This is a genomic window from Hymenobacter nivis (assembly GCF_003149515.1).
GTDB lineage: Bacteria > Bacteroidota > Bacteroidia > Cytophagales > Hymenobacteraceae > Hymenobacter > Hymenobacter nivis.
Map to the genome: position 1 here is coordinate 1,143,939 of NZ_CP029145.1, position 14,611 is coordinate 1,158,549.

The window sequence follows — 14,611 nt, forward strand, 5'->3', positions numbered from 1 at the left end:
CCCGAGTTGGAGGTTTTGCCCTATTTGTTTAATAACACCCATTCGTGGACGAGTTTCCTAAACTATTCCAGTCCTACCAAGTGCCTATTGGCACTTGGTGCTGAGCATCTGGCAGGTGTTCACGGAAAGGAGCGTTAGAAGTCAATCAATGTAGGTGGCCGCAAAAGATATCTTGGTTAGTGCCCCTTGTTGAAAAGTGAGCGTAGCCAGCGCTCCTCCTTCTAAATCTCGCACTAAGAGTATATCCAAACTCTTCGTCTGCCCTAGCTTCTTCAACACCGCGCTTTTAGGCGCGCCCAACGACAAGAATGGGGTCAATACCGGGTCCGGTTGGGTGACGTCAAAGGAGGTCATGAAAACGCTGTAAGGGCCTTTGTAGTAAGAAAAGGTGTTCGCCCCATGGGTGAAACGAATCACTTTTCCACCCTTCAAGGGCGTGCTGGTTTTCGGGTACGGCGTGCGGCTTAACTTCTCGTAGGAGACGGTTTCCAGTAGCCCCGAGATAAACTCATCGTTGACAATCGTCGTTCGCGGCGCAGGCGGAGGAGACATGGCGCGGGAACCAGTCGATACCAGTACACACAAGGCCAGTAAGCAGATGAATTGTCGCATGAGTGGCAAGTTTACGAAAAGGGTCATTTCATTTTCTCATTGATGGGTGTTATTAAACAAATAGGGCAAAACCTCCAACTCGGGGGTTTTGAAACGGGCAATTAGCTCCACCCCCTCTTCTCAGCCTTTAACGCGCTATATTTCCCGTTTTCTGAGCGGACCACCAGAACGTAAAAGTAGAGGTTGGCAGGTACTCGTCCCAACCCAGGCCACATAAACCGTGCAGCCCTCGGAAAATACTGAATTTCAACCTGTCAGGCTGTCTTCTGCCCGTCAACCGATTTGAACTGTATCAGAACCGAACGGTCAACTGTATCAGAACCGGTCGCTTGGCTAAAGCTGGCAACAAGGACTTAAAATTAGGCTGCTGATTAGCAAGGGTTTGTGATAGAGGCACCGTTCTTGGCACCTCCGGTCAATAGCTTTTTACTGCTATCCCCTGCGCCAAACTGAATGGATGTCCTGATACCGAAGAAAAAGTGGTCGTTTGTCACCCGCTGGTGGTGGCTGGGGGCGCTGGTGCTGGCGGGCACGGGCGCGGCCTACGTCTACTGGCCCCAGCCGGGCCAGCGGTTGCACGTCGCGGCCAGCCGGCTAACCATTAGTCCCGTCACGCGGGGTACTTTTCAGGAATTCACGGCCATCGACGGGGTAGTGCAGCCGCTACGCACCGTGTACCTGGATGCGGCAGAGGCCGGCACGGTGCAGCAGGTGCTGGTGGAAGAAGGTACGACCTTGACGGCGGGCCAGCCCCTGCTGCGGCTGGCCAACCCCGACCTGCAACTGGAAATGGTGAACCGCGAAACGGCCGTGTACGACCTGATGAACAACTTGCGCAACACCCGCAACCAGCTGCTGCAAAACCGCATCCTGCGCCAGAATCAGCTGGCGGACATCGACTTCCAACTGGCCGAGGCCCGGCGGGTATTTGACACCAACCAGGTGCTGTACGACCAAAAGGTGATTGCGCGGCAGGACTACCTGCAAAGCCAGAACGCCTACCGCTACCAGCTGCGCCGGCGACAACTCACGCAGCAGACCCTGCGCCAGGATTCGGTGGCCATGCTGCAGCAACTGGGCACCATGCAGGAATCGGTGCGGCGCATGACCAGCAACTTGGCCCTGATGCGGCGCAAGATGGACGACCTGCTGCTTCGGGCCCCGGTCGGCGGGCGGCTCAGCTCGCTGGCGGCGGAAGTGGGCGAGGCCAAAACCCGGGGCCAGCGCCTGGGGCAGATTGACGCGCTGGCGGGCGTGAAACTACACGCCGTGGTGGACGAGTTTTACATTGCCCGCATCGGAGCCGGTCAGGTGGGCGAAGTGGTGGTGGACGGCCAAGCGTATGCCTTGCGCGTGACCAAAATCTTCGCCCAAGTAGCCAAAGGCCTGCAAATCGACCTGGCCTTTACCGGTACCCCGCCACCAAGCCTGCGGCGGGGCCAGACCTTACCCATCCGGCTGGCGCTGAGCGCGAAGGCCCCGGCGGTGCTGCTGCCCAAAGGCGGCTTTTACCAGCAAACGGTGGGCAACTGGGCGTTCAAGCTGGGGGCCGACGGCAGCCGGGCCCAACGGGTAGCCATCCGGCTAGGACGGCAGAATCCCGATTATTATGAAGTGCTGGCGGGCCTGCGGCCTGGTGATCAAGTGGTAACGTCCAGCTACGAAGGCTATGCCGACCAACAGGAGCTGGTGCTGGACGACCGCCAGCCATAGGTGTTTTGCTAATTACTTGCCCTTAAAAGACTAATGTCCATAATCAAGACCGAAAACCTGGAAAAGGTGTACCGCACCGAGGAGGTGCAAACCAAGGCGCTGAACCACGTCTCGCTAACGGTGGAGCAGGGGGAGTTCGTGGCCATCATGGGCCCCTCGGGCTGCGGCAAGTCGACGCTGCTCAACCTGCTGGGCCTGCTCGACGAGCCCGACGGCGGCAGCCTGCAACTGCTGGGCACCGAGACCAGCCGCTACTCCGAGCGGCAGCGGGCCGAGCTGCGCAAGCGCAGCCTGGGCTTCGTGTTTCAGAGCTTCAACCTGATTGACGAGCTGACGGTGTTTGAAAACGTGGAGCTGCCCTTGCGCTACCTCGGCGTGGGGGCCCCCGAGCGGCGGCAACGGGTGGAACGGGTGTTGGAGAAAATGCAGCTGCTGCACCGGCGCAACCATTTTCCCCTGCAGCTCTCGGGCGGGCAGCAGCAGCGCGTGGCCGTGGCCCGCGCCGTGGTGAACGCCCCGCCGCTGCTGCTGGCCGACGAGCCCACCGGCAACCTCGATTCGGCCAGCGGCCACGACGTGCTGGGCCTGCTGACCGAACTGAACGAGGCGGGCACCACCGTGCTCATGGTCACGCACTCCGAGCACGACGCCCGGTACGCCCGGCGCGTCATCCGGCTGCTCGACGGACAGGTGGTGCTGGAAAACAGCCGCAGCCAATTTTAACCGATTCCTCACCTTTCGGCCATGCTTCCCTACCCACTGCTGCTCATTTACCGCAACTTCAAGCGGTTCAAAAGCACGTTCTTTATCAACCTGATTGGCCTCTCGACTGGTTTGGCCTGCGCGCTGCTCATCTACCTCTGGATAAGCGACGAGCGCAGCTTCGACCGCTACCACGCCCTGGACGGCCGGCTCTACCAAGTGCTGGAAAACCACCGCACGGCCGCCGGCATCGAGACCCAAACCGGCACCATACCGCTGCTGGCCGAGGCCCTGCGGCGGGAAATGCCGGAGATTGAATTCGTGGCCACCACCACGCCGGTCCCGTTTTTCCCCGTGTTCTCGCTGGTGGCGGGCGGCCAGCACCTGAATGCCGTCGCCAAATACGCAGACCCGGCCTTCTTCCAGCTATTTTCCTACCCCCTGCTGGTGGGCACCCCCGCCACGGTGCTGCGGGACAAGCATGCCATTGTCCTCTCCGAAGCCTTGGCCACGAAGCTCTTTGGGTCGCCGCAGAACAGCCTGGGCAAGACCGTGGCATGGCAACTGGCCGCCGATAGCAAGCAGACTAGCCTGGTGGCCGGGGTGTTCGCCAGGGTGCCCCGCAACTCGTCCGAGCAGTTTGACTTCGTGCTGCCCTTTGCCTCGTTCAAGGACCGGATGCAGATGGGCGAAACCATCAAGTGGGACGACGACGGCCCCTTCAACACCTACCTGGTCTTGAAGGAGGGGGCCGACCCCGCGCAGTTTCAAGCCAAGCTAGCGGGGTTGCTGAAAACCAAGAGCGCGCAGGCCCAGGCCCGGGGGCGCACGCTGTTCGTGCGGCCATTCGCGGCGGGGTACCTGCACGGCACCTACGAAAACGGCGTCGCCACCGGGGGGCGCATTGCCTACGTGCGGCTGTTCGCCCTGATTGCCGCCCTCATTCTGGTGATTGCCAGCATCAATTTCATGAACCTGTTCACCGCCAAGGCCTCGCGGCGGGTCAAGGAAGTGGGCATTCGCAAGGCCCTGGGCGCGAGCCGCGCCGCGCTGATGGGGCAGTACCTGACCGAATCGGTGGTGATGGCCTTACTGGCCCTGGTCGTGGCCGTGGGGCTGGTGCAGCTCGTGCTCCCGCAGTTCAGCGCGCTGACGGGCAAACCCCTGGCCTTGCGGTGGGAGCCGCAGCTGGTGGGGGCCGGCCTGGCCCTGGCGCTGGGTACGGGGCTACTGGCGGGCAGTTACCCCGCGTTTTACCTGTCGGGGTTCCAGCCGGCGGCCGTGCTCAAAGGCAAGCTGCCGACCCGGGCCGGCGACGTGTGGACGCGGCAGGGCCTGGTCGTGCTGCAGTTTACGCTCTCGGTGCTGTTCATCGTGGCCGTGGTAGTGGTCAACGCGCAGCTGGCGTTTGTGCAGCGCCAGCCGCTGGGCTACGACAAGGCGCACGTGCTCCGCTTTGATACGGGCGGTAAGGCGGCGCGCCAGCAGGCGGCCTTTCTGGCCGAGGTGAAGAAATTGCCTGGCGTCATGCAGGCGTCCAGCGTCTTGGGCGGCTTCCTGGGGGGGCGTTACGTCACGGAGATGAGCTGGCAGGGGAAGCGCCTGCCCGTAGCGACGATGCTGGTCAACTACGGCCTGGTGGAAACAATGGGCATGCACTTAGTAGCCGGCCGCAGCTTTGCGCCGCAGTTCCGCGCCGACAGCGCCGCCGTCCTCGTCAACCAAACCCTGGTGGCCGGCCTGGGGATGCCGGACCCCGTGGGCCAACGACTCGACGGCGCCCGCATCGTGGGGGTGGTCCGCGACTTCCACTACGAGTCCCTGCACGAAAAAATCAAACCCCTGCTCCTCAAACTCGACCCCCAGATTAACACGGTGCTGGTGAAGCTCCAGTCCAATGCGGAGCAGGGCACGATTGCGCGGCTTCAGCACCTGTACGCCGCCTACAACCCCGGCTTTACGCTCGACTACACGTTTTTAGATGCCGACTACCAGGCCCAGTACATGGCCGAGCGGCGAGTCGCGGTGCTCGCCCGCTACTTTGCCGGGCTGGCCATCCTCATTTCCGCCCTAGGATTACTGGGCCTAGCGGCCTTCACCGCCGAGCGTCGGCGCAAGGAAATTGGCATTCGAAAGGCCTTGGGGGCTAGCGAGCTGGGCATTGTCTGGCTATTGACCAGCAGCCTGACCAGGCTGGTTGTCGTTGCCATCGTATTGGCGCTGCCTCTGAGCTATCTGCTATTGCAGCGGTGGTTGGAGGGCTTTGCCTACCGCGTGGCGTGGCAGTGGTGGTACTTCGCGGCGGCCGGAACGGGGGCCCTGCTCATTGCCTGGCTCACGGTGAGTGTGCAGGCCTGGCGGGCCGCCCGCCGCAACCCCGTGTTTAGCTTGCGGGCAGAGTAATGATAGGCGAATAAGCTAGCCGCGCTGATTTTCTCAAAGGCAGGGCATTGGAGAATATCGCAGCGGGTAAGCGCGCCGCATCCACGTCTTATGCTCCATCGCAAAGGCAAGTAGCGCTAACCAGAGTGCCGCTGCTTGTTCCCAAAGGTAGCCAAACGCTCTACTCCGACCGTTTAGGAAAACGGTGGGTCGGCGTAAACGCACCGTTTGACGAACGGAGCAATTTCTTGGTACATCTTGTAAAACAAATATTAAGCCTCCTTCGTCTACTGCGAAGCCTACTCTGTGTTCGTCGCCCACGAGATTTGCGACCGAACCAACCACTTACCTACTGGCATGAAAGCAATTATACCCGTCCTATTCGCACTCACCATTTCTCTATCCGCTTTTGGCCAAACCCCTTGGCCGACCCCGCGGTGGAAGGTCTCCTCGCCCGCCAGCCTGGGCTTGAACCAGGCACCGCTGACTGCTTTGGACCGGGCCCTGGCCAGCGGCAAGTACGGCTACATCGACGGCCTGCTGGTCATCCGGCACGGCAAGGTGGGCTACGAGAAAGCGTACCGCCACGACTATGCCGCCATCTACCGGAAAGACGTCGCCAAGAAAAGCGCCTTGAACAGCAGCGACCCCGGCGGTCCCTACAACTACTTCAACCCGTGGTGGCATCCCTACTACCACGCAACGGACCTGCACACCCTGCAGTCGGTGACGAAAACCGTCACGTCCGCCATCATTGGGGTGGCCATTGCCCGGCACGAGTTTCCAGATTTGGACACCCCGGTGCTGCGGTTTTTCGACACCACCGCGGTCAAACACCTCGACGGCCGAAAAAGACGGATGACGCTCCGGCACCTGCTCACCATGACGGCCGGCTTGGCCTGGAACGAGGACACCGTGCCCTACGCCGACCCCACCAACGACGGCAGCCGTATGGAAGCAAGCCACGACTGGGTAAAGTATGTGCTGGATAAACCCATGGCGGAAGAGCCCGGGAAAGTATTCAACTACAACGGCGGCGCCACGCAAACGCTGGCGCACCTCTTTCGGGTGGCCACCGGCTACGATTTGGAAGAATACGGGGCCAAGCACCTGTTCCAACCGTTGGGAATCCGCCGGTATTATTGGAAACGCGCGCCGTCTGGGCTGGTGGATGCTCAAGGGGGACTGTACCTCGCGCAAAAAGACCTCGCGAAAATCTGCTACCTCTATTTACAAGCGGGCAACTGGCAAGGAAAACAGTTGATCCAGGCCGATTACGTGCACCAATCGGTCGCCCCGTTGGTGCGCGTTTCGCCCGGAGTGGCGTACGGCTACCAGTGGTGGCACCAGTCCTATGGGAAAAAGAGCACGGAGGTGGCCTGGCAGGGCAGCGGGTTTGGCGGGCAGTTTGCCCTCGTGTTGCCCCAGTACGACACGGTGGTCATCCTGACGGCCTGGAACATCCTGCCGACCATGCCCTACCCCACGGCGGCCCTGGTAATCGATTACATGCGCCGCGCCGTCAACGGGCCCACTAAAACAACCCGGGCGAAGCCCTAGCGAGTGGTGCAAGGCGCGAGGGCGAGGTCGCCTGTTCGGGCACTGGCAGGGTGCGCCATCGCGGCCGCGGCGCAGCCGGCGGGTCCAGGGCTCCTCTTTGCTGAACCGCGCGCCGGTCCAGCGGGCGGGCGCCGCTGCAGAGCCGGCGCCGGTTATTGCCGGCCGCTGGGGGTTCGGGTCCGCTGGGCCTAGGCCTGGCCGCGTTACCCCGCCCGCCAGCACGGGTTGCAGCCGGGCAACGGCCCGTTGGGGCATCTTTTCCAGCGCGGCTGGTCCGCCGAACCGGTGGACACGGCCCGTTTAAAAATAGGAGCGTTTTCGTGGACGACAAGAAGGCTAGTGGGTTCGGCGCTCCAAGGACCTGCTACCGCGATAAAAGCCCCCACGGGGCGGCCGGTTATGCATCGTTTCCTTTTCGCCAGACGGACTGCTCTACTGGGTAGATAAACGTCTAACTTGCAGGAGTAAACAACCAGCATGGCGGGTGCACGGCCCTCCTCCTCAATCAACCCTTCAACATGACAACCAACGCTTGGCAACCCCTGCTCCTTGCCTTCCTGCTGCTCTGCGGCGCGGTTCCCGCTTATGCGCAGACCAACCCAGCGAAACTACGGGAGGAAATCGTCGCCCTGGCCAGCATGGGGTATTGCCGCGGAGGCGATTACCTAGCTAATGGGAACGAAGTGGTATTTATCTCTAACCGGAGCGGGTCGCCCCAAATCTGGAAAGTTGCCTCCGGGGGAGGAAAGCCGGTGCAACTAACGACGTTCCCGGACCCGGTTACGGCCATGGTGCCGTCGCCTACCCAGGACCTGATTGCGTTTCAGCTCGCCCCGGGGGGCGGACTGAATGCCCAACTTTACGTGATGAAGGGCGATGGCAGTGGGGTCAAGCAACTGACCAAAGGGGGCAAGACCAACAACTTTCTGGGTCCCTGGAGCAAGGACGGCGCCCTGCTCGGCTTTGGCTCCAATGAACAAAACCCCACCGGGGTGGACTTTTTTATCTACGAGGTGAGCAAAGGCACCGCTGCCTTGGCCGTTAAGAACAACGGAACCGGGGGCATCGCAGACTTCTCGCGCGACAAGCAGCAGGTATTGGTCACCCGGCTGGCCAGCCGAGGCAGCAATAATTTATCCCTGTATAACCTGGCGACCAAGGAGGAAAAACTCCTCACCCCGCACGAGGGCCCCGGCACCTTCTTCGGCCAAATAGCCCCTGCCGGGGACGTGTACCTGGGCTATAACAAGGACCGGGACTTACTAGCTTTTGGCAAAAGCAGCCCCGGCGGCCTGCAGCTGCTAGCGGAGCGGAAAGACGCGGAATTAGCTGATTTCAGCCTAAACCACGCGGGCACCACGGCCGTCCTGGTCTGGAACGAAAAGGGGCTCAGCAAGCTGAGCCTGTACGATTTGAAAACCAACAAGGAATCCCGGCAGCTGTCACTGCCGGTCGAATTGGTAGCGGACGTGGCCTTTTCCGCCAACGACCAAACCGTGGTGTTTACCGGCTCGGGGTCCCGGGAACCGGCCAATATTTGGGTGTACACCGTGGGCCGCAATCAATTCCAGAAAATCACCGATAGCTCCCACATGGGCGTGAACTTAGCGGCGCTGGTGGCCCCGGAACTGGTGGCGTTTCCCTCCTTTGACGGGGTGCCCCTCAGCGGCTGGCTTTATAAACCAACGACCGGCAAGGGGCCGTTCCCCACGGTCATCAGCTACCACGGCGGCCCCGAAGGCCAGTCGATTCCCAGCCTGAATCCGACGGCCCAGGCGCTCGTTAAAGAGGGCGTGGCCTTTTTCCTACCTAACGTGCGCGGCTCCACTGGCTTTGGCAAAACGTTTTTGAACCTGGACAACGGCGCCCTGCGGGTGAATGGGGTCAAGGACATCAAAGCCGTTTCGGACTATTTAATCCGGGTCGGCATTGCCAAGCCCGGCGCCTTAGGCATCATGGGGGGCTCCTACGGGGGCTACATGGTGATGGCGGGCGTCACGCAGTACCCCGACATGTTTGCCGCCGGGGCTGACTTATTTGGTGTGGTCAACTTTGAAACGTTTTTTAAGCACACCGAACCCTGGATGGCCGCTATTTCCACGGTGGAATACGGCGACCCCGCCACGCAGGCGGCAATGCTGCGGGAGTTGTCGCCGATTCACAAAGCCGACCTTATCAAAACCCCCTTGCTGGTGGAGCACGGCGCCAACGACACCAATGTGCCGGTGGTGGAAGCGGAACAAGTAGTGGCGGCGCTCCAGAAGAACAACGTTCCGGTGAAGTACACCCTGTTTCCGGACGAAGGGCATGGCTGGCAAAAAACCACTAACCGCATCACCTCCGTAGTGGAAATTGTGGACTGGTTTACCACCCGGCTTAAATGAGCGGGGATAACACCAGCCCAGCCAAAAGCCGGAAAGGTAGGTAAAACGAAAACGAGCGGGCCAGTTGGTCCGCTCGTTTTGGTTAACGAAGTGCCGTGGTCTATTTTGGACAGATTGCTATGTTTGAGTTATTAACCTGCGTTCAGGAAAACGGTGATTTAAACAGCCACCATCTTTCCGATGGGGTGTAATAAGGCTCCGCTGCTGGACCCCGCCGGCAGCAAGACGGGTATTTTCTTCGCAATATGGAATTTAATTCCGGATTGCGTATGTTTACCGCATGGCCATGATTGTCATTGAGGAGAAGACCATCACGAGCTACGGCCGCAAGAACGCTCAGGCGCGGGAAGCTTTAAAGGTGTAGTTTGCCCAAGTGCAGCTCTGCACCTGGTCGAGCCACAACGACCTGCTGGCCGACTTTGCCACGGCGGACTACATCGGCCAGGGCCGCTACGTGTTCGACATCAAGGGCAACCACTACCGGCTGGTGGCCCAGGTGTTGTTTTCGCTGCGCACCGTCGCTATCCGGCGCATCATGACCCACGCCGATTACAGTAAGCTGAGCAAAAAACAGTTGCAAGACCTCTGAGGCGCTATTCCTTCCCTTTTGTTCTAAATTCCAAGACCGTGAACCTGACTACCGAAGCCGAGCACAAAGCCGCCGTGAAGGAATTCCGGACGCTGGCCACCGACGAAGAAACCCACCACGCCCGCCTGCTGGTGCTGCGCGACGCCATCCACGCCTTTGAGGAGGCGAACGGCCACAACCCCGGGCCCCCGACTACCGTGGCCGGCCGGCTGCAGGTGGAAATGTTCAAGCGCCGCCTCAAGCAGAAGCAGCTCGCGCAGCTGCTGGAGGTGGGCGAGTCGCGCCTGAGCGAGGTGCTGCGCGGCCGGCGGGCGGCCAACGGCGACTTTCTGCGCCGCATGTACCAAAAATTAGGCATCCCGGCCGCAGAAGTCTTAGAGTTAACGGCTTAGCCTTTCGCCCGATAGGTAAGACAAGTGGTAAGACAGTTGGTCGGACGGCTCATCTAAGCGTACCTATGTGTCTTACACTGCGTAAGACACCTTGCTATGCCCCCCCCAAATCCGTCTGACAGAAACGCCAATCGGTAAGACAACGCCCGAAACCAGTCTTACAAAACCAGAAAAAAGTAAGACAGCGCCTGAAATCGATCTTACTAAAACCAGTGCTGGTAAGATAGGCCCTGAATCAAGTGCCGCTGAACCCTTTATGAAGGATAAGGCCGGCAGTACAGAAGGAGGCCCACCCAAGCCGGCCAGTACCACCGCGGTCACTTAGTCCGTGCGGGGGGTGGAGCGCGAAACGCGGGCCATGCTGGAGAAGGCCGCCACGCGGGCCGACAAAACGATGGGGCAGTACTCCAATGACGAGGTGCGCGCCTTTGTCCAGGGTGAGCTCAGTCAGGCAGAGGCCTCACAGTTACCGGCCAGCCCCCGCGACCTGCAGGTGCAAGTGGAGCAGCTGACGCAGATGGTTGAGGGCATTGCGTCCCGATTAGTCGAGCCCGCGCGAAAGACCCTCTGGCAGCGCGTTTTCAGCAAGTAGGGGAGTGATATACGGGGCTTAGGCAGGTTTAGAAGCCTTGGCCGCAACTAGGCCCAGGCGCACGAGTAACAGGCCTCCAGGATTCTTATGTGCTTTGACCTTGCTCGTTTTCAGGTCGTGGTTGTAGCGGTTGACTTCGGTGATTTGTGCCGGGCTGGCCAGGATGGTTTACCGGTGCTTTACATCGGTGATGCGCAGTTCATCCAGGATGCGGGCGGCGTTGTCGTAGTGGGTTTGCTGAACACCTGGTACGTTCTGAACGGTGGCCACCAGGCGAAGGGAATGGGCGTTGCTAAGGCTTGTGGCTTGACCGTAAAAACGATGTTTTTGTAGCTCCGGCCCACCTTTTCGAGCTTGTAGTTGATGCGTAGTTCGGTGTGCTCGTTGATTTGCCTAACAGCAACATCAAGCACGTTGGTACGCAGGTCGATAAGCTGCTTCATTTTTTCATTGCCTTTCCCATCGATTAGGCCGAGCATTCTCTTGAAGTCCTGGAGGTCGTACTTTTTAGTTTCGCCCAGGTCCTTCCACTGCGAACAAAGTGGATAGATGCGCTTGGCATACTTGGCCTTGGTTAAAAGTTCGGTACGGATGTTACATGACCGGCCCACTCCGCCGAATGAGCATACCGGAAAGTCACCAGAAGCACTTATCGGATATTTTGATTGCTGCTGTGGGTTTCGGATACCTCATTTCGTCGTGCTAGTAGCTACCCGGAGGCAACGAGTAGCTGGTCCTGAAAATGCCCGTTTGATTGGGGTCCTCTCAGAAAACGGAAAATAGAGCACGTTAAGCGCCCAAAATCCACCTCTTAAGCACAGAGAAGGCATATTGAAACGAGGATTTGTACAACTGGTTCGGCTCTCCGAACCCTACCGAGAGCACCTGTAAGGCCTAAAAAGATGTACAACTAACTGGTTCAGCAATCAAAGTTTAGGAGATAGCGGCAGGCAAACGAGAAGTCTGCACTGTTTTGGCCGCTCGTAGCAAGCCGTGACACACGGTTAAGGATGGTCTTTTCCACCCGTTTTCCTTAACGTGCTATATTTTCTGAATTCTGAGACGACCCCTACAACGAGGAACGGCCCCACTTGACCCTGAATTATTTAACTCCTAATCACGTCCATCTGTAAGGAAAAAGCCCCGCCGGAAAATCCGAGCGGGGCCCTTGCCTTATTTCTGTCAACACTTGGCCGGACGGGACAGAACAGTTGGCCACCATCGCGTTGTGCTGCTCTAGACGCCCGCTAATCTCGCGCAACTCCTGCATTTTCTGCGTTAGCTCGTTTTCGGTCAGGTTCGGAAACTGTTGGCGCAACTGCTGGATGCGTTCGGCGTCCTGACAGTCGCCGGGTAAGCCCCCACCATGCCTACGAGTTGTATCAGGCCCTTGCGGAACACCTCGTCTAGCAGCAGGTGCTCTGCGCTGCTCAAGCCATTGATCACGGCCTTGAATTACCCCAAAATCCGCTCCGGCGCAGTATTGGCGTCTAACATTTTCACGATGCCGTGCAGCTGGCCGGCCAGCATATTCAGGCGGCTTTTCAGGTCGCAGGTGAGGTCTTTGGGGAGCATAGAACCAAGGTTTTTGTCAAGAACAGCGCCCAGGGGGGTATCCATCAAGTGAGGCAGTAATTCTTTTGGCGGGCTCTATCAGCGTTCGAGGACAAGCGGTTCTGCAGCCCCTAACGCGACTTGGTGCCCTTTGGGTTGCCGTCGAACAGCGGCTTATTACTGGCCTTTTTAATACCCAGGATAGTAAGCAGCAGGCCCGAAAGAGGCCTTAGTTAAAATTAGTGCCAGGTATCGGTTACGCTTTGGCTGCTGCCGCTGGGCGTGAGCGAGTTGTTGGGGTCGCCTTCCCAGAGGATATTACCCGCGCCATCCATGCGGAAGTACTTGTAGAGCACGGCTACGCCAGCTGTCAGGTTGATGGTGCCGGTCCAGTTGGGGTAGGCCGCGCCGCTGAGCTTGATGGCATTAGCCGTGTTCCAGGAACCGAGTTGGCTGGTGCTGCCCACGATGTAGAGGTTTTGACCCGTCACCGTGTTGCTGTAATTGATGGTAAACGTCACGGCCGTGGTCGTGGCCGTAGTCGACTTGGGTACCCATACGGCGTACGAGCGGGCGTTGACGGCAAACGTGCCCAGGCCATTGCCGTCGGTGGTGACGGTACCGGTGGTGTTCCCGGTGAGGTCGGTGAGGGTAGCGTTTTTGAAGGGCGTCGTGATGGCTTTGCTGGCGGCGGCGCTGCCGTCGTTCAGTAATTCGAGCAAGCCAGTGTGGCTGGCATCGCCGGCGCGCGAGTAAGCATACACGTCGGCGTCGTCGGCGCTGGTGTACTCATAGCCCGCGCCGAAGCCGTGGGCCTGGCGGATGCCAATCAGGGTTTTGATTTGGCTGCCGAGGCCGTAGTTGTAATAGTCTTTGTAGAACACGCAGGGGTAGCCCTTCTCGCGGGTGAGGATGTAGGCGTAGGCCAGCATCTTGAGGTTAGCCACTGGCGAGTAGAGCGCGCCGCCCGTCTGGTCGGTGTCGTGGTTATCGACGAAGGAGACGGATAGCGGCCCGTTGGCCTCGGTAAAGCCCGCAAATTGCAACCCACGCATGTCCCATGTCCCATTGCCATTGCTCATATTAGCAAAGGTGTAGTGCAGCGGTACGTCAAAGAGACTGGTGCGCCCGCCGGTCGAGGAGGCGTAGTTGTTGAGGTCGGTGAGGTTGCGAAACCAGGCCTCGCTCACGGCAAAGCGGCCACTGGTGCCCTTCACATTATCGAGCCACGAATTCACAAACGAGGTGAGCATGTGCTTGGTAGCGTCGAGGCGGTAACCATCCAAGCTCAGGGTGGTGGTCATCCAGTTGCCCCAGCTGATAGTTTCATTGACCTGGTTGGCATCAGCATAGCGGATTTCTGAGCCCAACAGATTATCGTAGGCATCGCCGTTGGCGTAGGGCTGAAAATCCCAGGCATTCCACTGGTACCAACCATTGTTAGGCGCCTGCTGAGTACCGTTGAAGCTGTAGTAGTGCCACTGGTAGGTGCTGTACTTGTTGGCCCGGCCGGGGTAGGTAAAGCTGGTGTACACGTTGTAGCTGTTGCCACCGATGGTGAACTGCTCCTGCGCGTCGGCCGAAGTCAAGTGGTTCATTACCATGTCTTCGTACACCTGCACGCCCTGGCCGTGCAGGGCAGTGATGCAGCTTTGCAGCTGGGCCAGCGTGCCGTAGTGCGTGGCCACCGTACCCTTCTGGTTGAACTCGCCCAGGTCGTAGCGGTCGTACACGCCGTAGCCCACGTCATTGACCCCGCTGCCTTTGTAGGCGGGCGGCAGCCACAGGGCCGTAATGCCGGCGTTTTTCAGCTCGGGGGCCTGGCTGCCGAGGACCTGCCACCAGCTCTGGCCCGTGCTGCTCGTCTGGGGCACGTCCCAGTAAAAGCCCTGCATCATCACGCCGTTGGTCACCGTGGCGCTGGTGGTAGCGCTGGTCGGGGCAAGGCCTGCGCTGGGAACGACGGCTTCTTTGGCGCAACCCGCAAGTAGGAGGAGGGCCGCCGCGGCAGCTAGTCGGCCGGCATTGCGAAGAGATGGGTGCATAAGCGAGGTAAAAGGTGGGAATAAGATGACGTAATGTTAGCAAAAGTTTCTCGTTCCGACGAGGGTGGTCGGGTAAATCTGGACGG

11 protein-coding genes are annotated in these 14,611 nt (G+C 59.6%); 8 read left to right on the forward strand and 3 right to left on the reverse strand.

Going from position 1 to position 14,611, the window contains the following annotated elements:
- Positions 1–141: 141 nt before the first annotated feature.
- Positions 142–612, reverse strand: a complete 471-nt coding sequence (locus DDQ68_RS04970; protein ID WP_162549859.1) for a hypothetical protein — start codon at positions 610–612, stop codon at positions 142–144.
- 453 nt (positions 613–1,065) lie between these two features.
- Here DDQ68_RS04970 and DDQ68_RS04975 point away from each other — a divergent pair, with 453 nt between their 5' ends.
- The 8 genes from DDQ68_RS04975 (at position 1,066) to DDQ68_RS05010 (ending at position 10,926) form a co-directional block, all read left to right on the forward strand.
- Positions 1,066–2,325: an efflux RND transporter periplasmic adaptor subunit gene (locus tag DDQ68_RS04975; protein WP_109655325.1), complete on the forward strand. Its 1,260-nt coding sequence runs from the start codon at positions 1,066–1,068 to the stop codon at positions 2,323–2,325.
- A gap of 39 nt (positions 2,326–2,364) precedes the next feature.
- Positions 2,365–3,048 (forward strand): ABC transporter ATP-binding protein, encoded by a 684-nt coding sequence (locus DDQ68_RS04980; RefSeq protein WP_109658319.1) that lies wholly within the window; start codon positions 2,365–2,367, stop codon positions 3,046–3,048.
- Between the two features lie 21 nt (positions 3,049–3,069).
- Positions 3,070–5,430 (forward strand): FtsX-like permease family protein, encoded by a 2,361-nt coding sequence (locus DDQ68_RS04985; RefSeq protein ID WP_109655326.1) that lies wholly within the window; start codon positions 3,070–3,072, stop codon positions 5,428–5,430.
- A gap of 447 nt (positions 5,431–5,877) precedes the next feature.
- Positions 5,878–6,969 carry a serine hydrolase domain-containing protein gene (locus DDQ68_RS04990; protein WP_162549860.1) on the forward strand — a complete coding sequence of 364 codons (1,092 nt, stop codon included), beginning with the start codon at positions 5,878–5,880 and terminating at the stop codon, positions 6,967–6,969.
- Between the two features lie 518 nt (positions 6,970–7,487).
- On the forward strand, positions 7,488–9,353 hold the full coding sequence (locus tag DDQ68_RS04995; protein WP_109655328.1) for an alpha/beta hydrolase family protein: 1,866 nt from the start codon (positions 7,488–7,490) through the stop codon (positions 9,351–9,353).
- 373 nt (positions 9,354–9,726) lie between these two features.
- Positions 9,727–9,942 carry a type II toxin-antitoxin system HigB family toxin gene (locus DDQ68_RS05000; protein WP_109655329.1) on the forward strand — a complete coding sequence of 72 codons (216 nt, stop codon included), beginning with the start codon at positions 9,727–9,729 and terminating at the stop codon, positions 9,940–9,942.
- Between the two features lie 38 nt (positions 9,943–9,980).
- Positions 9,981–10,334, forward strand: a complete 354-nt coding sequence (locus tag DDQ68_RS05005) for a helix-turn-helix domain-containing protein (protein WP_109655330.1) — start codon at positions 9,981–9,983, stop codon at positions 10,332–10,334.
- A 358-nt stretch (positions 10,335–10,692) separates the two neighbouring features.
- Positions 10,693–10,926, forward strand: coding sequence for a hypothetical protein (locus DDQ68_RS05010; protein ID WP_245897307.1), 234 nt, complete (start codon positions 10,693–10,695; stop codon positions 10,924–10,926).
- Positions 10,927–11,105: 179 nt separating this feature from the next.
- Here DDQ68_RS05010 and DDQ68_RS05015 read toward each other — a convergent pair whose 3' ends face one another.
- Positions 11,106–11,405: a replication initiation protein gene (locus DDQ68_RS05015; RefSeq protein WP_342767437.1), complete on the reverse strand. Its 300-nt coding sequence runs from the start codon at positions 11,403–11,405 to the stop codon at positions 11,106–11,108.
- A 1,314-nt stretch (positions 11,406–12,719) separates the two neighbouring features.
- Positions 12,720–14,525: an alpha-amylase gene (locus DDQ68_RS05025; RefSeq protein ID WP_109655332.1), complete on the reverse strand. Its 1,806-nt coding sequence runs from the start codon at positions 14,523–14,525 to the stop codon at positions 12,720–12,722.
- Positions 14,526–14,611: the final 86 nt, after the last annotated feature.

What these genes read in the sequence shown, in the direction of transcription:
- DDQ68_RS04970 (WP_162549859.1), bottom strand. Translation starts at nt 612, where the DNA reads ATGCGACAATTCATCTGCTTACTGGCCTTGTGTGTACTGGTATCGACT.
- DDQ68_RS04975 (WP_109655325.1), top strand. Translation starts at nt 1,066, where the DNA reads ATGGATGTCCTGATACCGAAGAAAAAGTGGTCGTTTGTCACCCGCTGG.
- DDQ68_RS04985 (WP_109655326.1), top strand. Translation starts at nt 3,070, where the DNA reads ATGCTTCCCTACCCACTGCTGCTCATTTACCGCAACTTCAAGCGGTTC.
- DDQ68_RS04995 (WP_109655328.1), top strand. Translation starts at nt 7,488, where the DNA reads ATGACAACCAACGCTTGGCAACCCCTGCTCCTTGCCTTCCTGCTGCTC.
- DDQ68_RS05010 (WP_245897307.1), top strand. Translation starts at nt 10,693, where the DNA reads ATGCTGGAGAAGGCCGCCACGCGGGCCGACAAAACGATGGGGCAGTAC.
- DDQ68_RS05015 (WP_342767437.1), bottom strand. Translation starts at nt 11,405, where the DNA reads ATGCTCGGCCTAATCGATGGGAAAGGCAATGAAAAAATGAAGCAGCTT.
- DDQ68_RS05025 (WP_109655332.1), bottom strand. Translation starts at nt 14,525, where the DNA reads ATGCACCCATCTCTTCGCAATGCCGGCCGACTAGCTGCCGCGGCGGCC.